Annotated in this window: 17 protein-coding genes and 2 other annotated features; of the genes, 6 read left to right on the forward strand and 11 right to left on the reverse strand. The window is 30.6% G+C overall.

The genetic code is table 11. The annotated features are described in order from the left end of the window. Nucleotides 1-581 (reverse strand): SSURE domain-containing protein (locus O3802_RS06980; protein WP_371458888.1); only part of this gene is annotated, 581 nt, incomplete at its 3' end. A 284-nt stretch (nucleotides 582-865) separates the two neighbouring features. After that, nucleotides 866-1083: a binding site (T-box leader), on the forward strand. 57 nt (nucleotides 1084-1140) lie between these two features. After that, nucleotides 1141-1374 (forward strand) — a binding site (T-box leader). A gap of 86 nt (nucleotides 1375-1460) precedes the next feature. Between O3802_RS06980 and metE the strand changes: the two genes are divergently transcribed. Together metE and O3802_RS06990 are read left to right on the forward strand one after the other, a co-directional pair. Next, a complete protein-coding gene (gene metE, locus O3802_RS06985; protein WP_371458889.1) occupies nucleotides 1461-3701 on the forward strand; it encodes a 5-methyltetrahydropteroyltriglutamate--homocysteine S-methyltransferase in 2241 nt (746 codons plus the stop codon). 10 nt (nucleotides 3702-3711) lie between these two features. Continuing rightward, the gene (locus O3802_RS06990) at nucleotides 3712-5553 is read left to right on the forward strand and encodes a bifunctional homocysteine S-methyltransferase/methylenetetrahydrofolate reductase (RefSeq protein WP_371458890.1); all 1842 of its coding nucleotides are present in this window, start codon (nucleotides 3712-3714) and stop codon (nucleotides 5551-5553) included. A gap of 61 nt (nucleotides 5554-5614) precedes the next feature. Here O3802_RS06990 and O3802_RS06995 read toward each other — a convergent pair whose 3' ends face one another. The 5 genes from O3802_RS06995 to nrdG form a co-directional block, all read right to left on the reverse strand. Beyond that, on the reverse strand, nucleotides 5615-5968 hold the full coding sequence (locus O3802_RS06995) for a YlbF family regulator (RefSeq protein ID WP_371458891.1): 354 nt from the start codon (nucleotides 5966-5968) through the stop codon (nucleotides 5615-5617). A gap of 100 nt (nucleotides 5969-6068) precedes the next feature. Beyond that, nucleotides 6069-8093 (reverse strand): glycosyltransferase family 39 protein, encoded by a 2025-nt coding sequence (locus tag O3802_RS07000; protein WP_371458892.1) that lies wholly within the window; start codon nucleotides 8091-8093, stop codon nucleotides 6069-6071. A gap of 1 nt (nucleotide 8094) precedes the next feature. Beyond that, a complete protein-coding gene (locus O3802_RS07005) occupies nucleotides 8095-9096 on the reverse strand; it encodes a glycosyltransferase family A protein (protein ID WP_371458893.1) in 1002 nt (333 codons plus the stop codon). Between the two features lie 181 nt (nucleotides 9097-9277). Next, the gene (locus O3802_RS07010; protein WP_371458894.1) at nucleotides 9278-11428 is read right to left on the reverse strand and encodes a YhgE/Pip family protein; all 2151 of its coding nucleotides are present in this window, start codon (nucleotides 11426-11428) and stop codon (nucleotides 9278-9280) included. A 119-nt stretch (nucleotides 11429-11547) separates the two neighbouring features. Next, a complete protein-coding gene (gene nrdG / locus O3802_RS07015; protein ID WP_371458895.1) occupies nucleotides 11548-12198 on the reverse strand; it encodes an anaerobic ribonucleoside-triphosphate reductase activating protein in 651 nt (216 codons plus the stop codon). A gap of 177 nt (nucleotides 12199-12375) precedes the next feature. Between nrdG and O3802_RS07020 the strand changes: the two genes are divergently transcribed. Next, nucleotides 12376-13737: an MATE family efflux transporter gene (locus tag O3802_RS07020; RefSeq protein WP_371458896.1), complete on the forward strand. Its 1362-nt coding sequence runs from the start codon at nucleotides 12376-12378 to the stop codon at nucleotides 13735-13737. A gap of 43 nt (nucleotides 13738-13780) precedes the next feature. Here O3802_RS07020 and srtB read toward each other — a convergent pair whose 3' ends face one another. From srtB to lplA, 3 genes are all read right to left on the reverse strand, one after another. Then, nucleotides 13781-14578: a class B sortase, LPKTxAVK-specific gene (srtB, locus tag O3802_RS07025; protein WP_371458897.1), complete on the reverse strand. Its 798-nt coding sequence runs from the start codon at nucleotides 14576-14578 to the stop codon at nucleotides 13781-13783. A gap of 93 nt (nucleotides 14579-14671) precedes the next feature. Next, nucleotides 14672-14995: a heavy metal-binding domain-containing protein gene (locus tag O3802_RS07030; protein ID WP_371458898.1), complete on the reverse strand. Its 324-nt coding sequence runs from the start codon at nucleotides 14993-14995 to the stop codon at nucleotides 14672-14674. Nucleotides 14996-15033: 38 nt separating this feature from the next. Beyond that, nucleotides 15034-16023 (reverse strand): lipoate--protein ligase, encoded by a 990-nt coding sequence (lplA, locus tag O3802_RS07035; RefSeq protein WP_371458899.1) that lies wholly within the window; start codon nucleotides 16021-16023, stop codon nucleotides 15034-15036. Between the two features lie 183 nt (nucleotides 16024-16206). On the opposite strand from lplA, the gene trpS reads away from it, so the two are divergent. Further along, complete coding sequence (gene trpS, locus O3802_RS07040) at nucleotides 16207-17223, forward strand: tryptophan--tRNA ligase (protein WP_371458900.1); 1017 nt, start codon at nucleotides 16207-16209, stop codon at nucleotides 17221-17223. A gap of 74 nt (nucleotides 17224-17297) precedes the next feature. After that, the gene (locus tag O3802_RS07045; protein ID WP_371458901.1) at nucleotides 17298-18032 is read left to right on the forward strand and encodes a DNA/RNA non-specific endonuclease; all 735 of its coding nucleotides are present in this window, start codon (nucleotides 17298-17300) and stop codon (nucleotides 18030-18032) included. Nucleotides 18033-18080: 48 nt separating this feature from the next. On the opposite strand, the gene psiE is transcribed toward O3802_RS07045, so the two are convergent. Beyond that, on the reverse strand, nucleotides 18081-18482 hold the full coding sequence (gene psiE, locus O3802_RS07050; RefSeq protein ID WP_371458902.1) for a phosphate-starvation-inducible protein PsiE: 402 nt from the start codon (nucleotides 18480-18482) through the stop codon (nucleotides 18081-18083). A gap of 143 nt (nucleotides 18483-18625) precedes the next feature. Between psiE and O3802_RS07055 the strand changes: the two genes are divergently transcribed. Next, entirely contained in the window at nucleotides 18626-19183 is a 558-nt protein-coding gene (locus O3802_RS07055; protein ID WP_371458903.1) for a GNAT family N-acetyltransferase, read from the forward strand. A 67-nt stretch (nucleotides 19184-19250) separates the two neighbouring features. On the opposite strand, the gene lpdA is transcribed toward O3802_RS07055, so the two are convergent. Then, complete coding sequence (gene lpdA, locus O3802_RS07060; protein WP_371458904.1) at nucleotides 19251-20999, reverse strand: dihydrolipoyl dehydrogenase; 1749 nt, start codon at nucleotides 20997-20999, stop codon at nucleotides 19251-19253. Nucleotides 21000-21016: the final 17 nt, after the last annotated feature.

Here is a 21016-nt window from a genome sequence, read left to right on the forward strand (position 1 = left end):
TCTGATGATTTTAAGATTAATCTTGTTAACATTCCATCTCCACCGAAGAATTCATAAGGAATTACTTGGTTTACTCCTGCTGTGAATGGTCCTGGGAAGTTTGCTTTATCTAAGTATTTAGCTGGTACATCTACTGTATCTTTTGTATTCTCCATTACTGCTTTTTTAACTTCAACTGGAGTTGTTTGTGGTTCTGCTACATCCTTTGCCTGTTTTATTAAATTATTCACATCAGTTTCTTTTGATTCAATACTTACTTCTTTTTCTGATTTTACTTCAGGTTGTTTCTCAGCACTTACAACATTTTTTGCTTCAACTGTACTTTTCTCAACTTGTTTTGTTTCTTTTCCTACAGTATTTACTTTGTTTTCAATTACTTTAGATTCAGTTGCATCATCTACTTGTTTATTTTCTACATTTTGAACTACAGGAGCTTTATCTTGTAAATCACTCGCATGAGCTTCTCCACTGCCAACAACTATAAAAATTCCGCTAGCAATTGCAGCTGACACCACACCAACACTAACTTTTCTGATTGCCCATTTTGTAAAATTCTCTGATTTAATAAAGTTATTTTTCATTTGTATTTTTCTCCTCTTATTGATACTTTATTATCAAAACTTTTTGTTTGATGAATACAGTATACCTTATGGATATTAACTAACTATTAGTAAAAGTTAAAATATTTCTTAAATAGTTATTATTAAAATATTTCTTAAATAGTTATTATTAAAATATTATCTTTAAAATGTATTAATATATATGATCTTCCTTAGATTTCTGACAATTCCGAAAAAAGTTTTAATTTTTTTACTAAGAAATATTGACAAAAAAAAAATCTTATGTTAATATTCCCTTAACAGTTTTAAAAGCGATGAAGTGAAGAGCAATATTACTTAATTGTTAGAGACCTTTTGGTTGGTGAAAAAAAGGATTTGAGTATATTGTAAATGGTCACAGAGCTAAACTAATGAGTAGTAATGAGTTAGTTTCGGTTGATTACCGTTAACAATCGTAGAGGTAAAATTAAAGTTTATTTAAGATTATAAAATTGGGTGGTAACACGGTCATTTCGTCCCTTGTGTTACTACCCTTTTGTCGTATTTAAGACTGAATAAAAAATATTTTATACAAATTAATATAATAACTATGAAAAGATGAGTAGAAAAAAGGATTTACACCAGAGAGTCTCAGTTGCTGAAAAGAGATTAATGAATTTTTTTGAATATGGTCTTTGAGTTTTAATTATCGAGCGATAGTTAGATAATTACGCACAAAACAGCGTTAAAATTTTAATGAGGTGGAAAGAGTTAAATAATTTTAGACTGTTCCATAAAATAAGGTGGTACCACGTATAAAACGCACGTCCTTAGACAATATTAGATTATTGTTTAAGGGCGTTTTTATTTTTATAATTCTATAACATATACAAAATTTTTAAATTTCAGGAGGAAAGTTTAATGACAAAAATTTCAAGTTTAGGTTATCCACGTTTAGGAGAAAAAAGAGAATGGAAAAAATTGATAGAAGGATATTGGACTCGTAATGTTCGCCAAAATGAACTATTTGAGGAAGTTGGAAAGTTACGTCGCGAATTTATCAAAAAACAATTTGATGCAGGTTTAGATTTAATTCCAGTTGGTGATTTTTCACTATATGATCATATTTTAGATTTATCAGTTCAATTCAACATTATTCCAAAACGTTTTAAAGGAAGAGAAATCGATGTAGACTTGTTCTTTGATATCGCTCGTGGTAACAAAGATAATGTTGCATCTGCATTGAAAAAATGGTTTAATACAAATTATCACTATATCGTGCCAGAATGGAAAGACGTTAACCCTAAATTAAATAATACTCATCTTCTTGATTTATACAAAGAAGCAAAAGAAATCGTAGGAGATAAAGCAAAACCAGTTATTACTGGACCTATTACATATGTTGCTTTATCAGGTGGATTAGACGAAGGCGAACTTAGAAAAGCTGTAGATAAATTAGTTCCACTTTACACACAAGTATTCAAAGAATTAGTTGATGCTGGAGCATCATACATACAAGTAGATGAGCCTATTTTTGTTACTGATGAAGGAAGAAACTACATAGAGCTGGCTCATAAAGTTTATAACCATTTCAATAATGAAGTAAATGCTAAATTCATCTTTCAAACTTATTTTGAAGCTCTAATTGAAGCCAAAGAACTTGTAGATTTACCTGTTGCCTTTGGGTTAGATTTTGTTCACGGTAGAGAAGAAAATCTAGCTAATATAAAAGCTGGTTTATTCAAAGACAAAGAAGTTTTTGCTGGGGTTGTTGATGGACGTAATGTTTGGAGTAATGACTTCGTAGATAGTTCTGCATTATTAGAAGAGCTTAAATCAAATGTTGCTGAATTAGTAATCCAACCTTCTTGTTCACTTCTGCATGTTCCAGTTACAACAAAAAATGAAACAGAATTAGAAGAAACTTTACTAAATGGTTTAGCCTTTGCTGATCAAAAACTAGTAGAACTTAACTTGCTAGCAAATAAATTAGATGGTAAAGAAGATGCAGCCTATGAGAAACATGTTAATGATTTTAACAAGTTACAAGCAGCTAATTTCAGAAACCTTGAATTAGAATCAATCGATAACGTTCGTTCGACTCGCCTATCTGATTATAAAGTTCGTCGTGAAGTCCAAAATAAAAAATTCAATTTACCATTATTACCAACAACTACTATTGGATCATTCCCTCAATCTAAACAAGTACGTCTTCAACGTGCATTATGGAAAAAAGGAGAATTATCTAATGAAGAGTATGAAAAATTTATTGAAGAAGAAATTGCACGTTGGATAAAAATTCAAGAAGATCTTGATATCGATGTATTGGTTCATGGTGAATTTGAACGTACAGATATGGTTGAGTTCTTTGGACAACGTTTTGCAGGATTTGCTTCTACAAAATTTGGTTGGGTTCAATCGTATGGTTCTCGTGGAGTAAAACCACCAATCATTTATGGAGATGTGAAACATGTTGAAGCTGTAACTGTTAAAGAAACTGCCTATGCTCAAAGTCTAACTAATCGTCCTGTAAAAGGTATGTTAACTGGACCAGTTACGATACTAAACTGGTCATTTGAAAGAACTGATATTTCTAAAGCAGAAATTTTCAATCAAATAGCTATTGCTCTTAAAAATGAAATTGATCTTCTAGAAAAAGCTGGAATTTCAATTATCCAAGTTGATGAACCTGCTATTCGCGAAGGATTACCTTTAAGAGATAATAAGAAAGAACAATATCTTGAAGAAGCAGTATTCTCATTCCGTTTAGCTACTTCATCAGTAAAAGATGAGACACAAATTCATACACATATGTGTTATTCTAATTTCGACGAAATAATTGATTCTATCCGAGCTTTAGATGCTGATGTTATTTCTATCGAAACTAGTAGAAGCCACGGGGAATTAATCTCTGCATTCGAAACAGCAATTTATCCTTTAGGTATCGGTCTTGGAGTTTATGATATCCACTCACCTCGCGTGCCAACTAAAGAAGAAATCCGTACTAATATTCTACGCCCTCTTCAAAAATTATCTAAAGAACAATTCTGGATTAACCCTGATTGTGGATTAAAAACTCGTGCAGAAAAAGAAACAATTGAAGCATTAGAAGTTTTAGTTGAGGTAACTAAAGAAATAAGAAATGAACTTTCCGCTAAATAGGAGGGTTTATATGAGAAATTTATTAGAGAGATTAGAAAAAGATGTACTCGTAGCTGACGGAGCTATGGGTACAGCTCTCTATGGTAACGGCTTAGAAAGTTGTCATGAATATAATAATATTTCTAATCCAGATTCTGTAGAGAAAATCCATAGAGCTTATATTGAAGCAGGGGCTGATATTATTCAAACAAATACCTATGCTGCCAAAAAATGTCAATTAAAAACTTATGGTTATGAAGATAAATTTGAAGAAATTAATATTAGAGCGGCTGAAATAGCACGTAAGGCTGCTGGGCAAGACACTATTGTTTTCGGTACTATCGGTGCAATTCGTGGTCTTCGCGAATGCGAGCTAACGCTAGAAACTATTGTCAAGGAAACACTTAATCAAGTAAAAGTACTTTTATCAACCGATAAAATCGATGCATTATTGTTTGAAACATATTATGATCAAGAAGAAATTCGTGCAGTATTAACTGAAGCAAGAAAGCTAACTAACCTACCAATTATCACTAATATTTCATTATTAGAAGCAGGTATTACTCAAAATGGTGAAAAAGTAACAGATGCCTTAAGTACTCTTGTTAATTTAGGTGCTGATGTTGTTGGACTAAATTGCCATTTGGGTCCATATCATATGATAAAGAGTCTAAAACAAGTTCCTTTGTTCGCTCAAAGTTATTTATCAGCTTATCCTAACGCCAGTTTATTACAATTAACTCAAACCACACATGGTAACGAATATCGTTTTAGAAAAAATTCTGCATACTTTGAACAAAGTGCTAAGCTATTAGTTGAAGAAGGTATCAGATTAATTGGTGGTTGTTGTGGTACTACCCCTGAGCATATCCGTGCGATAAAACGAGGTATTAAAAATCTAAAACCGATAAGAAGAAAAATAATCACTCCTCTTCCTGCAGAAGAAGAGCTTATTCGAGTAGCAAGTAATAATCCTACAATTGTAGATAAAGCAAAAAAACAGGTCACTATAATTGCCGAATTAGATCCACCAAAACATCTAAATATAGATAAGTTTATTGAAGGGGCAAAAGCTATAGATAAGAAAAATATTGAAGCTATAACTTTGGCAGATAATTCTTTAGCAAGTACTAGAATTTGTAATTTAGCTACAGCTGCTTTATTAAAAGAGCATATTACTACACCTACCTTACTACATTTGACATGTCGGGATCATAACCTTATCGGCTTACAGTCTCGACTTATGGGATTTGATCTTCTTGGTATCAATAATATACTTGCCATTACAGGTGATCCAAGTAAGCTGGGAGATTTCCCTGGGGCTACTAGCGTATATGATGTAACTAGCCTTAAATTAATACCCTTTATTAAACAACTTAACGACGGCCTTGGATACAATGGTGCATCACTTAAGAAAGCTACCAACTTTACAGTTGCTGCGGCATATAATCCAAATGTTCGAGATTTATCAAAAACAAAACGATTAGTTGAGAAAAAAATTAAGTCCGGTGCTGATTACTTTATTACTCAACCTGTTTTTGAATCAGATAAAATTGTACAATTAGCAGAGTTTGTCGCTGATTATCCTGATACACCGTTCTTCTTAGGAATTATGCCTATTACTAGTTATAATAATGCTATCTTCCTACATAATGAAGTCCCAGGAATCAAATTGTCAGAAGATTTTTTAACCAAACTAGAAAAGGTAAAGGATGATAAAGCACTTTGTCAAAAAGTAGCTTTAGAAGAAAGTAAAAAACTACTTGATGTCTCATTAAAATACTTCAAAGGAATTTATTTAATAACTCCATTTACAAAATATGATCTTACTATTGAATTAATAGATTATATAGAAAAAAATAAGACTAAATAAAATATTAAATGTATATAAATAAAGCCTAGATAGACTTTACACTATCTAGACTTTATTATTATTATTTATTTCCATATTTTTCGAAAAGCTCATCTAATGGTTTGTACATTATTTTATTCAAATCTTCAATTAAAAATTGTAATTTTTGTTGAGTTTGTACAAATTCTAAAAATTTAGCATTTTCCATCAATTTTTGTTGAATTTCTTCAAATACTTTTAATTCTTCTTCTGTTGGTTGGGCTCCTGTTTGTGAACTTTCCATTAATTCTTTTTGTTTACCTACAAACTCTGTATACAATGAATTAGCTTCTTCATCTGAATAAAGTCCTTCTGAGGCTGCTACTGAAGCTTTATATTCGTCACTTTCCCTTAATGCTCTTTCAAATTCATTTGCTTTGTCATAAATATTTACCATAACTATATACCTCCTTATCTGTATAAGTTTATTATATCACAGTTTTATCCCCTTTAACAATTAAAATTTTTATTTTATCATTTCCCCTATCGTCTTTATATTAATACCACCATAATTTTTGATAACGATGTCCTATTTGCAGTGATAAATCTTTTCTATTTTGATCTGCCCCATTGATATAAAGCTTTCCTGCGGTATACATATCTATCATTTCGTTAGGAACACTTGATATTACGATACTTCCGTTGTTATCACTTTCTATTTGTGAGAATCTTACACTATAATCCCCTGCTGGAAGGTCATCAAAATACCAACGAAGTGTATAAGTCTGAAGCGGAATTTCCCAATATAATTCTCTATATATAAACTCATGCTTACGCACTACTTTATTATCTTTCTTATCTATAATTTCAACTTTATATTTTGAATTATTTTTTTCATCATAAGATGATATATATCCTCTAACATAGTTGAAACTACGTGTAGCTTTAAATGTTTGCTCTACTTCTGTATCCCTATTCACACGAACAATTCCATCTCGAAGATAGTTATCTGTTGCATAAATACTTATTCCATTGATAACACGAGAATCATAGTCTAAATTCATTGAATATGATGGTCGTAAGAAGCTATCACTTCCTATTTGTAGTGAGAATACTATAGCAAATGCTATATATAATTTTTTCTTATATTTATCAAAAATCGTTGTTTCATATCTTTCAGCAAACAATATTAGACCTTTTGCTCCTAAGATAAAAATAATTGGCATCCATGCATAAACATAACGCGGTTTAGCTTCCCAAATTAAATGGAACATAAATACTCCAAAAATAATAATTTGGAATAAGAAACACGATGTTATATATTCTTTTCTTCTCTTATAAATATAATATACCATCCCAAATAAAATAACTACATATATCATCTGTGAGATATAAATGAAGAAGCTATTATTACTACCATAGAATAACTGCCATAAAAATCCATCTCCATCTCGTAATGCACGCGTACCATTTGTATAATTTATCGTACCATCACTCCAATTACCACGGATTTTTAAAACAAACATTAATAAATTTAAGAAGAAAGGGCGATGCGTCAGTCGATTGAATAATAGACCAAAGTCATCCGCAGCCTTATTCTGACTTAAATACGTAAATTGGAAATCTTGCCAGTTATAACTTCCTCCCTGAATACTCATTCCCATCATAACCCAGTGAAGCATTGGGAATCTATATCCAGCATCTTGGAAGAAACCATAATGATTCCATAACATATCAAAACCTTTGCCAAAAACTACAAAAGATATTCCAAATGTAACTATAAGTAATAGCAAATTTTTATACCATTTGAAAAATAATAAGTAAACTATTAGTGCTGGGATAATAATTATTATGTTTGATCTTAAGTTCCAACCAAAAGCTACAATTACCGCAACAGCTATAATATGTTTACTTCTAAAAATAAAACTTCCATCAGATGGAATCAAAACATAAATAATAAGAGCTACTAATATAACCATCAAACTATCAGAATAGTAAAATAAACTATACATTTGGAATGGAATATATACTAGCATTAAACCTAAAATTATAGTTTGTTTTTGTTTTGACAATAGTTTCCCTGCTGTTTTAAATGTTAAATACATCGTTGCAGAAGTAATTGCAAAGCAAAAAATATGTAATGTCCATATTTCTGATATATGAAGGTATCCGGCAATTCTATAAAGCCAATATAGAATTATAGTAGGATTAATATTATTAGGATAAACTAAAAAATATCTCTCTCCAGAAAATTTACCATAATTCAGCATATAGTGTGCTTCATTTTCAATCTCTGCTCCATCAGAAAAATTCAATGTATCCATCGATAATATAATTGCCTGAAAAACCAAGTAAACTAAAACTATAATCCTATTATATTTTTTTAATCCTTGTTCATCTGTTGCTAATATCTTTTTTACAATATAAATAAAAATTATAAAAAATACTGGTACACCTAATAATAGTGCTAAAGGATTTAATATGCGTTCATACACAAAAGGTGCTACATATGCCCAAATTAATGCTACCGCAAATAGTGAGATAAAAGCATATGAAAATACATTATGTAATATTCTTCTCATATTATCCTCTATCCTTTCTATTTAAATAATTTGCAAATAATATTGGCGACATATTTATCATAGCTTTACTAATAAAAGTATCGCTTTCAAAATAATTCTTTTTAGATTTTATAAGCTCAAGCAATTTTTCCTCTCCTGCCATATCATCGTGCATTCGCAATACATCAAAAAATAAATATCCACATAAAAGGTTTAAACTATTCTCATAGCTCTTACCTGTTTTAAATTCTTCTATTTTTTCTGTTGCCAACATTATTCTTCGTGTTGAAGCATCAATCATCGCTTGGTTACGAACAGTTTTTTCTTCTTTTAATTCTATATATCCTACACGTGAACTTTGACATACTTTCCCAGCTATATCAAAAGTTTTTAATTTAAAATATAGATTCTCAAGAGATAACATGTCTTCTTGAAATCTTAAATTATAGACATCAAGAAACTTTTTCTTAAACATACATGATGTCAAATTATAATCTAAATCACTCTTAAATTGTTTAATCTCTTCTTCTAAATACTTTTTACCTGTTACAACTGCTTCACCTAAAATATTACTATAATTGTCTCTCGTCAAAATAGCTATATCTAAACTTTTATCAGTTACAAGACCATATAAATATTCAATATAATCAGGTTTTAGTCTAATATTTTCTTCTAAAAAAACAACGTATTCACCTTTGGCAAATTCTAAAGCACAATTTTTAGCTGATGAATTTGATCCAAGTTGTTTCTTTATATAATTTAGTCTGCTACTATCATAACTCGAGATAAACTCTTCTACCTGTGTACTTGATGAATCATCCACAACGATAATTTCAAACTCTTGAAAACTTTGTTTAAGAATATTCTCCAAAATAGATTTTAATCTATCTATATTTCTAAAGGCAGCTAACACCACTGTTACTTTTGTTTTATTGGTTGTTTTTATTTTTTTTACTAATATTTCTTTTCCTAAAAGCATTGTATCTAAAAAAATGTCTTTAGTTCTATCTAGTGTTTTTGTCATAATTTTTCCTCTATACATTAGGATTTATATTCTAATAATTATATCATAAAAAATGTATTTTTTCATTTGTTAGCTGGTTATTCCCATACTAATCTAATTAGTTATAAGATACAATCCATTTTTAATAATATAAAAAAACTTTTAAAGTACATAGTTATAATACTTTAAAAGTTCTCTTGTTTTACAAGAATAATTTCGATTTTTCCTGCTCAGTACTCAATTTTTTAGAACGAGATTTCAAATGAACTAAAATAGTACCACTTACTAATGTTATTACTATTCCAATTAATAATATTTTCATATCTCGTTGGGCTGCCGGTATATATACTCCACCTACCGCTTCTCTTAGCAATCCTATTGAATAAGTAAATGGTACTTTAGGGTATAATGCTTGGAAAAAGCTCGAAGTCATTTGAATTGGGAAGGTTCCTCCTGAACTTCCTAATTGAAGCACCAACAATATAATACAAATAGCTTTTCCTACATTTCCTAAAAGGTGTACTATAGTATATATAATAGACGAAAATAAGGCAGATATTAATAAACCATAAAAAACAAATCTATATGGCGACACTACTTGTGTTCCAAGGATATACATATCTCCTAGTGTAATTACCAATGTTTGAAACAATGATATTACTAAAAATAGTATCCAACGTCCAAAATACTTCTCATATGGTTTATATTTACCTTCTTCATCTTCCACTTTTGTAGTTAATAACGATGACATAAGTAGTGCTCCAACCCATATTGATAACACTGTATAAAATGGAGTCATTGCAGAACCATAATTTTTAATATGGTACAATTTATTCTCACTAAGCTGAACAGGATTTGCAAAAAATTCTGCTTGCTGTTTATAATCTACTTTCAATAAATTAAACAACATATTTGTATTTGTTCCTGCTTCCGCCTTTTTAATCTCTTCGGTTAGCTTTTTAATTTTTTCTTTTGCTTCTGGTAATTCTTTTTGTATAGTTATTAACTTAGCATGAGCTCTTTGAATTTTCACCTCTGTACTTAATATCTTTGCTTCTACTTCCGGAAGTTCATTTTGAGCTCCTATAATTAGCTTAGAGATTTCATTAATATTTATATCTGCTTTAGTTAACACTTTAGCAACTAACGGAGCAATATCGTCATTCAACCTGTTATCTATATTTGTTGATATTTCGTTAATACGTTTTGTTCGTTCAACAAAATCTTTCTTAATATCATCTGCTATTTCATCATAGTTATCTATATTATTATATATTTTATTATTTATTTCTTTTACTTTAGTTAAGTCGTTTTCTAATGTGCTAATCTTATTTAATTGATTTTGAAGTATGTTCTCTCCTGATAATTCATTTAAATACTCAAAAATGTTTTTTACAACACGTAGTCTTTCTTCTCCCACTTCTAGTCGAGTATTTAACAACTTCAGTTTTTCTTTTGTTTCTTCTACATTATCTGGTTTACTTTGAATTTTTTGAGAAAGACTATTTGCCTCTCCTGAAACATCTTCTACAACTTTTAAATGATTGCTAATTAGAGGCAGTAATTTCTCATTAAAATTTTGTATATTATTAATTGTTATATCAGCCTTATCTGCTAACATAATACTATTGGTAGCAAACCTATCAATATCTGGCAAAGTCTGCTGAATAGTATTAAGAATCTTTTGTCCCTGTTCAGTCTTACCTATTAGTTCAGATAGAACATTTTCGTAATTTGAGAAATTATCATTTAATTTAAAAATCTCTTCCTTCGTCTTCTCTATTGAAGGTAAATTTTGTTCAAATTTAATTCCAGCCTCATGTAACTTCTCAAAAATAACACCATTGGCTATTTTTACGAAAGATTTGCTGATATTATTCGCAATCGCTGAAGCTCCACTATTTGTTATTTTTGGACTTATCGCATTTATTTTCTCATTAACAGTATATTCAATAGTCGCCTTTTTAGGCCCCCCCCTACTCACAGATGTTATATCATCACTAAAATTTTCGGGAATTACTATACTCGCATAATAATCCCCTATCTTCACTCCATCTTCTGCCTCTTGCTTATTTCTTACGAACTGCCAATCAAGGTTTTTATTGTTTTTTAATCCTTCTACCAAATTTTCTCCTAGATTGACTTTTTGTCCGCTCACCTCAGCACCACTATCTTCTGTAACTACTGCAACTTTTATATTATTAGTATGACCATATGGATCCCATGCTGAAAGTATATTTGGCCATGCATACATTGAAGGTAATAGAATTAGGCCAATTATTACTATCCACGTCCTTGTTTTTCGAAAAATCTCCCTTATATCATTTTTAAAAATTTCTATAATATTTTTCAAATTACAAGTCTCCTTTCCTTTTTAAAAAATATTAGAGATATTGAAAGTCTCTTATTAGTGATAATCTATTCTATCAAAAAAGATATCTATTGTCAAAATACTTTTACTAACTATAACTGCTACTCTAAATATAAAACAACATTATCTTTAGTAGATTTCTTTATATCTATTATTCGTTGATTACTACTACCTCTAAAACGTAAGCTTAAATCTTTTAGAACAATCATAAATGGGCCATCTACCAAAACATCACAAAGCGATAACAATTCTTTTTTATCCTCGCTACTATTTAAAAGTTGCTCATAGGTATAACCACTGTAAACCCAGATATCTTTACCATCCCCGAATTCCTCTCGTACTCTTTTAACTAAAGAAATTGCAACCTGTGTATTTAAAAATGGTTCTCCCCCAAGAATAGTTAGTCCTTGAACATATGTATGTCTTAAATCATCTATTATTTTATCTTCTACTTCTTTTGTGTACTCTTGCCCTACATTAAAATTTTGAATACTCTCATTAAAACATTCCTTACATGCAAATAAACATCCACTTAAATATATAGAGCATCTTATTCCTTCTCCATCTACAAACTGAAATGGTTTGTAATCTGCATACTTTTTCTTTGAATAATTAGAGGCAAGCCAAAAATCTTGAGGATCTTTGTACGTCTTACTAAGACAACCTTGCTTATTTACATTTTTATGAGTCTTACTGTATTCAGATATATCTATTGTATTAATTATTGTTCTTAATTTTTCTTCTCTCGACATTCTATCACCCCTGTTTAATTATAATATCATTTTTAAAAATTAATTACCAATTTTTTCATAAAGAGCTAAAAATTTTTTAAATCCCTATTTTAAAATGTAGAAAATTACTTTATAATAAGATATAATGTTTAAAAATTTTTAATAATTATTTTATTAAAAACTAACTAGGAGGCTTATGTGAAAGATTCTACAATAGAAAATCCACTCGGTATTAAACCTATAAAAAAACTACTTATATCCTTTGCTTGGCCAGCAATAACAGCTAATATAATAAACGCATTATATAGTATTGTTGACCAAATCTTTATTGGACAAGGAGTTGGTTATTTAGGGAATGCAGCAACTAATATAGCTTTCCCTATAACTACTATATGTCTTGCTCTTGGTCTTATGATTGGTATTGGAGCAGCCGCTAATTTCAACCTAGAACTTGGCCGAGGAAATCCAGAAAAAGCCAAAACTGTAGTTGGAACATCTGTATCATCACTTTTTATTATAGGTGTTATTTTAACAATTTTAATTCATCTGTTTTTAGAACCACTTATGTACGCTTTTGGTTCTACTGATGAAATATTACCTTATGCAAAAACATTTGCTGGCATCTCTTCTTTAGGTATCCCTTTCTTACTTCTGTCAATTAGTACCAACCCGATGGTTCGTTCTGATAATAGTCCGAAGTATTCTATGTACGCCATAGTATTTGGAGCCGTTTTGAATATTATTCTAAATCCCATTTTTATTTTTGGATTTGGATGGGGAATTGCTGGTTCTGCTTGGGCTACTGTTATTAGCCAATTTATATCAGCAGCAATACTATTATTTTATTTTCCTAGATTTAAGAGTGTTAAATTTTATAAGAAAGATTTTATACCTAAGTTTTCATTATTAAAAATATCTATAGCTTTAGGAATGACATCATTTGTTTTTCAAGGGTCTAATATGATTATTCAAGTTGTAACTAACAACCTACTTAATACCTATGGTTCACAATCCATCTATGGTAATGATATACCTATTGCGGTAGCTGGAATTGTAGCCAAAGTTAATATAATATTCGTTTCTATAATTATCGGTCTCGTTCAAGGAGCTCAGCCTATTTTTGGTTTCAACTACGGTGCAAAAGATTACAATCGTGTACGTGAAACTATGCGCTATATGATGAAATATGCGATAATTATCTCTGTAGTATTCTTTGCAGTATTCGAGATATTTCCTAAACAAATTGTAGCTACTTTCGGTAATGGTAATGAACTATACTTTGAATTCGCAGTTAGATATATGAGATTTTTCTTATTATTTACTTTTATCAACGGTATTCATATTTCTAGTTCAACATTTTTTTCTGCTATTGGTAAACCCAAAATTGGTGTTACAGTAGCACTTACTAAACAAATGATTATTTTACTACCTACATTATTAGTCTTATCTCATTTTTTGGGAATTGATGGTATAATATATGCCACTCCTATAACTGATATTTGTGCATTTAGTGTGTCATTATTCTTTCTAACTAGAGAATTTCAACGCATGCCAAAATAAATACAAAAATAGTCTATAGTTTTAAACTATAGACTATTTTTTATTATCTTGTTGCTACATATTTAAGATCATCTTTGTGTTTTGCCAAGAAATCATTCATCTCATTATCTGGGATTAGACGAAGGTATAGATTAGAACGAATTGTTTCATCTTCTTCACGGCAAGTAGATAATACAAGATACTTATCATTTCCTTTTAATTGAACATTATCATTTTTAGTTTTTGCATCTTTTTTAACATTTGTTAATTGATTTAGGAAATCTTCATCGTCTTTAAAATCTAAACGATAAAATGATGTTGTTTCTGGAACAATTGTCAAGAATGCTACTTCATAATAATATTTTCTCTCTGGAGTCTCAATCACGACATATTTGTGTTGATCCATAAATTCTTGTTTATCGTAGAAATTCACGTCATTAAACATGCGATTATCTGCAACCTTACTTCCACGTGCGTGACCGAATAACCAAGTTAATCTATCACCAAAGTTTTTATTATTATCGGTATCCATAAATACTGTACCTAGATAAGGAACTATTTTCCCTTCAAAAGTTTTGTCTAAATATGTTTCATTATCATTAGTTTGAACAACAGGCTCATCTAATTTTGTTCCTGGCGCATAAACATAAGCTACTACTTCATTATTAATTTTAGATAAATCCGCAAAACGTTTTGATAAATACTCTTTTTCTTCTGCACTTACTTTATACGTTGCTTGTGATGAATTTGAATTAGAATTATCGTCTTTACTACATCCTGATACAGATACAGCAGAAACCACCAAAGCAATTGCTAATAGTAAGGTAGAAAAAATCTTTTTAAAATTAAATACTTTTTTCATTGTATTTTCCCCTCATATTTTAGTTTACTTCTTTGTATTATACACTATATTTTTTATTTTTTCTATTAATTTTATGTATATAGTTTTAAATTCTTATCTAACAACTACTGCTGTTCCTGTAGCTGTAACTAAAAGCATATTGTTACCATCGCCTCCTAGAGCATCAAAATCAATTCTAACTCCGATAACCGCATTAGCTCCCATTGCTTCTGCACGAGCTTCTAATTCTTTTAAAGCTTCAGCTCTTGCTTGAATAATTTCATCTTCGTACCCTTTGACTCTTCCACCAAAAAGGTTTCGAATTCCTGCCCCAATATCTTTTATAAAGTTAATTCCAGCTACTACTTCCCCAGTAGCAAGTCCTTTATACTCCACTATTTCCATACCTGGAACATCTTGTGTTGTTGTAATTATCATGTCAATTCCTCCCATCTTATAATTTTTTATATTTATAATTAGTCAACTAGAATATCTATTACCTCTTCTAGTGTTGCTCCTAAGAAGTATGAATTGATATCTATTTGCTCTAGTACTTTCTGAATATCTTCTTTTTGATATTTTACTCCAACTAATTTCTTAGCTATATCTTCCACGTCCATAACTCCAAAGAAATCCCCATAGAATTTAATACTAGTAATTACACCATGTTCTACCATGATATTAGCTTCAATTTTACCTGTTTTAAGTCTTCTATTACGTTTGATATTGAAGTCTGGATTTTTTCCATATACCCAATCCCAAGAGTTGTTTTTTTCTTCTTGTATTGCTAAAATAGCTTTTTCATCTTCTTTAGTAGCAACAAAATCAGTCATTTCATATTTTTCACTCATATATTTTTTAAGTGCTACTACGAAATCTACTACTGTCATTTCTTGATTAGGTAAGTGATCTTTAATGTTTGTAACTCTTGAACGAACTGATTTGATACCTTTTGATTCAATTTTATCTTTTGATACTTTTAAAGCATTTGCTAATACTGAAGTATCAACATCAAACATTAAACATCCATGATGCATAATACGTCCTGAACGAACATATTGTGCATTTCCACAGAATTTTTGTCCGTCTATTTCAAGGTCATTACGTCCTGTAAACTCAGCTTTTACGCCTAATGAAGCCAATGCATCTATAACTGGTTGTGAAAATGATTTAAAATCAAACTCTTCTCCGCTGCGTCCATTAGAAATAATAGTATAATTCAAATTGTTTAAATCATGATAGACAGCTCCTCCACCACTTACACGACGAACTATTTTTATATCATTGTCATCACAGAATCTTTGATTAACTTCTTCTGTTGTATTTTGGTTTTTACCTACTACTATACATGGTGAATTTATCCATAGCATAAAAACATCATCTTTCTTAGCAAGCTCATTAAATGCATAAAGCTCCAACGCTGTATTGTAGCGTGGATCATTACTTTTTGATTCTATATATATCATTTTATTCTCCTTAGTTTATAAAACTTATTTCTTTATAATTTATTATAATACAAAAAGCTCTTTTCATAAACAAAAATACTTTTATTTTTCATAAAAGAATTAAACTTTTCAAACAAAGTTGGCTTATATTATGATATAATAAAAAGATAATTAGAAAAATACTTTAAAGGAGTTCGTCTATTTATGACAAAAATTATTTTAACTGGTGATAGACCAACTGGAAAACTTCATTTAGGTCACTATGTTGGCTCTCTAAAAAATAGAGTTGCTTTACAAAATGAGAAAGATACTAATATTTTTATTATGATTGCTGATCAACAAGCGCTTACCGATAACGCTGATAATCCTGAAAAAGTTATTCAAAACATTACAGAAGTTGCTTTAGACTATTTAGCCGTAGGTATTGATCCGGCTAAATCTACTGTCTTTATTCAATCGCAAATTCCGCAACTTGCAGAATTATATATGTATTATATGAACTTGGTAACAGTATCAAGACTTCAACGTAACCCTACTGTTAAACAAGAAATAAATGATAAAAAATTCGGAGAAAGCATACCTGCTGGATTCTTCACTTATCCAGTTAGTCAAGCAGCTGACATAACTGCATTTAAAGCTACTCACGTGCCAGTAGGTGAAGATCAAAAACCTATGCTTGAACAAACACGTGAAATTGTTAGAGACTTCAATAGAACTTATAATAAAGAAGTTCTTGTTCTTCCAGAAATAGTACTTCCTCCAAAAAATCATGCACGTCTTGTCGGAATCGACGGACAAGGTAAGATGAGTAAAAGTCTTAACAATGGTATCTATCTAGGAGATAGTGAAGAAAATATCAAAGCTAAAATCATGAAAATGTACACTGATCCTAATCACATTCGTGTTGAAGATCCTGGACAAGTTGAAGGAAATGTTGTCTTCACATACTTAGATATTTTTGATCCACGTACTGACGAGGTAGCTGAACTAAAAGAACACTACAGACGTGGCGGTCTTGGCGATATGAAACTTAAACGACGTCTTAACGAAGTTATGCAAGAGTATTTACGCCCAATTAGAGAGCGTCGTGAAGAGTTTGCTAAAGACAAAGCTGAAGTATACAATATGCTAAAAGCTGGTAGTGAAAAAGCTGAAAGAGTTGCTGCCGCTACTCTTGATGAAGTAAAAGAGGCAATGGGAATTAATTATTTTAAAAAATAAATTTTATTACACTATAAGGTAATTAACCTTTAGTAAAGGTTATAAATTATTAACATTTTCGATAAGGAGAAGCTATGGCTAAAAGAAGAAAAAAACAGTTTTCTCTATTTTCTATAATTTCAATTCTAATAATTATTCTTCTCGCACTTATTATTAGTCGATATACCTTTAATAAAGGAAATTCGGCTACACCATTCCAAGAAACATCAACTATCCCACAAAATGTTATCGAGTCGCTAACTGCTCCAAGTGAAAATGAAGCGAGTGATAGTACTAAATATAAGATTTTAAACAATAACAATCCATATTTTAGTAAAGAGGATTTATCAACAACCTCTTTTGAAAATTACAGTCCACTAGATAATCTAGGGCGCGTCGGCCAAGCTAATGGTCTTATTGGTGTAGATCTTATGCCTACTGAACGTAGAGGGGAAATATCACATATTCGTCCTAGTGGCTGGCAAAGTAACAGAGGAAAACATGTATATGATCGTTGCCACCTTATCGCATTTCAACTTGCTGGTGAGAATGATAATAATAAAAATCTAATGACTGGAACAAGATTTATGAATCTCAACATGATTCCTTTTGAAAATGAAGTAGCAGACTATGTAAAAAAAACAAAAAAACATGTGCGCTATAGAGTAACTCCTGTATTTAAAGATAACGATCTTGTTGCGCAAGGAGTTATTATGGAAGCTATGTCTGTGGAAGATAACGGGGCAAGCGTGAAATACAATGTTTTTGTCTATAACTTCCAAAAAGGCATAGTTATTGATTATAAAACAGGAAAATATACCACAAAATAATAATAAAATGGACTTCGAAGTCAAAAATGATTTCAAGGTCCATTTTTATTAATTTTTCTTTATAAATTTTTCAGCTATAGCTAAACTTATTACTAGTAATAAAATTGCTCCCGACCAAATTAATACACTATATGGATTATCATGTTGAACTATTATAAGTCTAACTATCGCCGTTATTCCTATATAGATAAAATATCTTAGTGGAAAATGATAATTATTTTTAAAATATTTCACTATAAGTGCCACAAACTCAAAATATAAAAAGAAGACTAAAATTTCTTCAATAAAATTTTGATGACTTCCTGCTGAAGTTAAAAACTTCCTTCCTTCTTCAAAAATTTCTTTTGCTTCTATAAGCAGACCAAATGATAGTAAAATCCCTATTATTAATAAACTAAGATTTATTACCCATAAAAATATACTCGATATTTTTTCACTAAATTTATCCATTACTCTCTCCTTTTTCTTTTGCTTTAATAAATTTAACATAAACTGCAACATGTGTCATTTTATTAGCTCATTTTTGTATTTTGTGCATATTCTTTATCTTTTCTTAATTTAAGTGATAAAATAATAAAAGATTGGAGATTTTTATGATAAAACTTACACGTATAAAAAAAGAAAATTTAATAGAGTTATATAATGTTATTTACACCTCGAAAAATCCTGAATGGAGTAAGTATAATGCACCTTATTTTAATGAATATAAGTTTCTGGATTTAGATATATTTCTTTTAACTAATCATCATGAATTTTACCTTAGTGATAGATGTTATGGAATTTTTGTTGATAATAAATTAATTGGCATTGTAACACGTCATTGGGAATGCTTTGTTACACGCTGGTTGGAAATTGGTATTATTATTTATGATAAATCCTACTGGTCTCGTGGTATTGGGGAAACTGTTCTAAAAATATGGATAAAAGATTGTTTTATAAAATATCCAGAAATTGAGAGAGTAGGACTAACTACATGGAGTGGAAATCACGGAATGATGCGTCTTGCTGAAAAATTAGGATTAATCCTTGAGGGAAGACTTCGCAAAGTTAGGTACTATAACGGTAGTTATTATGATTCAGTAAAATACGGAATACTGCGTGAAGAGTTTTTTAATAGCCAAATTGAAAATAAACATTCTAATAAATTATAATAACTTTAACCTTAAAAAAAGCGACTAACATTGTGTTAGTCGCTTTTCTCTTATATTTAAACTTATACTATTTTGTTTTTTTCTTAGGGGCATGGATACACATATCAATACAGTCAGCCATAGCTTCATATAATGCTTCTGAGTATGTTGGGTGTCCATGAATTATATCCATTACATCATCAATAGTCATTTCAGTTTGGATTAATGTAGAACCTTCATTGATAATTTCTGCAGCAACTGGGCCTACGATATGAATACCTAAGATTTCTCTGTATTTAGTATCCATAATTACTTTTACAAAACCTTCGCCTTGGTTAGATGCTAATGAACGTCCGTTAGCAGCAAAGTTAAATCTTCCAACTTTAACATCATATTTTTCACGTGCTTGATCTTCAGTTAAACCAACCATAGCAATCTCTGGGTGTGTATAAATTGCTGCTGGTGTAGATTTAAGATCAACTTTTTTAGAGTGACCCATTGCATTCTCAGCTGCAACTTCTCCCATCTTGAATGCTGCGTGCGCTAACATCTTAGTACCATTGATATCTCCTGGTGCATAGACTCCTTTAACAGATGTTTCCATATACTCGTCAACTTTAACACGTCCACGTTCCATTTCAAATTTATCTGCTAGTTCTCCTAAACATGTATTATCCGGAACACGTCCAATAGATAATAATACTTTATCTGCAACAATATCTTCTTTACCTTCAACTTTAACTACTACTTCGTGACCTTTATCAACAATTTCTAATAATTTAGTTGAAGTAAGTACATTAATACCTTGTTTTCTAAATTGTTTTTCTAATGCTACAGAAGCATCTTTGTCCATATTAGCAATTAATCTATCTGCCATTTCTACGATAGTAACTTTTGAACCGAATGTAGCAAATGCTTGCCCTAATTCAGAACCGATTACTCCACCACCGATTACAGCTAATCTTGAAGGAACTTCTTTAATGTCTAAGAATTCATCACTTGTAAGAACTTTGTCACTTTCCATACCTGGAATGTTAATTCTACTTACTTTAGATCCACCAGCCAAAATTACACTATCAGCATCAATTGTAGTGTGTTCATCAACAACAACTTTTTTATCCGCTGTAAGCTGTCCAACACCGTTAAATACTTTAACCCCGTATGATTTAAGTAATCCCGCGATTCCACCAGATAATGTTTTAGATACTTTATCTTTAACTGCTACAGTTTTCTCCATGTCAACTGTAAATGCATCATTTACAAGTTTAATACCACGATCTTTTGCAGAACGAATGTGGTTAATAATTTCTGCATTGTGTAAGAATGTTTTTGTTGGAATACATCCACGATTTAAGCATGTTCCACCTAATTCGCGATTTTCTACTAATGCTACTTTTCCACCTAATTGAGCTGCTTTAATCGCCGCTACATATCCTGCAGGTCCACCACCAATTACAGCTACGTCATATTCCCCACGACGTTCACGTTTTGGCAATACATCTTCTTTTTTAGTTTCAGGAACTTTAACGTCTGCTGCCACTTCTTTTACTACTTCTTGAGCTGCTGCAGTTGCGCCACCTGCTTCAGGAACTTTTTCTCCTGGTTGTCCAATCCATGCTATAGTTTGAACTACAGGTACAGTTGACCCAGCTGGATAAAGAATTTTTAATAAAGTTCCGCTAGCTTCAGCCTCAACTTCCATATTAACTTTGTCAGTTACGATTTCAAGTAGGACTTCACCTTCTTTTACTTCGTCACCTTCTTGCTTAAACCATTGTACGATTTCGCCTTCTTCCATTTCACTTCCGGCTTTTGGCATAATAACTTCTACTGCCATGTTATAATCACTCCTTA

Source organism: Gemella sp. 27098_8_92 (genome assembly GCF_041433685.1).
GTDB lineage: Bacteria > Bacillota > Bacilli > Staphylococcales > Gemellaceae > Gemella.

Bases quoted from the DNA above. Each gene is read 5' to 3' on its own strand.
- metE (WP_371458889.1), top strand. From the start codon at position 1,461: ATGACAAAAATTTCAAGTTTAGGTTATCCACGTTTAGGAGAAAAAAGA.
- lplA (WP_371458899.1), bottom strand. From the start codon at position 16,023: ATGATATATATAGAATCAAAAAGTAATGATCCACGCTACAATACAGCG.
- O3802_RS07030 (WP_371458898.1), bottom strand. From the start codon at position 14,995: ATGATAATTACAACAACACAAGATGTTCCAGGTATGGAAATAGTGGAG.
- lpdA (WP_371458904.1), bottom strand. From the start codon at position 20,999: ATGGCAGTAGAAGTTATTATGCCAAAAGCCGGAAGTGAAATGGAAGAA.
- srtB (WP_371458897.1), bottom strand. From the start codon at position 14,578: ATGAAAAAAGTATTTAATTTTAAAAAGATTTTTTCTACCTTACTATTA.
- O3802_RS06995 (WP_371458891.1), bottom strand. From the start codon at position 5,968: ATGGTAAATATTTATGACAAAGCAAATGAATTTGAAAGAGCATTAAGG.
- O3802_RS07000 (WP_371458892.1), bottom strand. From the start codon at position 8,093: ATGAGAAGAATATTACATAATGTATTTTCATATGCTTTTATCTCACTA.
- psiE (WP_371458902.1), bottom strand. From the start codon at position 18,482: ATGGATAAATTTAGTGAAAAAATATCGAGTATATTTTTATGGGTAATA.
- nrdG (WP_371458895.1), bottom strand. From the start codon at position 12,198: ATGTCGAGAGAAGAAAAATTAAGAACAATAATTAATACAATAGATATA.
- O3802_RS06990 (WP_371458890.1), top strand. From the start codon at position 3,712: ATGAGAAATTTATTAGAGAGATTAGAAAAAGATGTACTCGTAGCTGAC.
- trpS (WP_371458900.1), top strand. From the start codon at position 16,207: ATGACAAAAATTATTTTAACTGGTGATAGACCAACTGGAAAACTTCAT.
- O3802_RS07005 (WP_371458893.1), bottom strand. From the start codon at position 9,096: ATGACAAAAACACTAGATAGAACTAAAGACATTTTTTTAGATACAATG.
- O3802_RS07055 (WP_371458903.1), top strand. From the start codon at position 18,626: ATGATAAAACTTACACGTATAAAAAAAGAAAATTTAATAGAGTTATAT.
- O3802_RS07045 (WP_371458901.1), top strand. From the start codon at position 17,298: ATGGCTAAAAGAAGAAAAAAACAGTTTTCTCTATTTTCTATAATTTCA.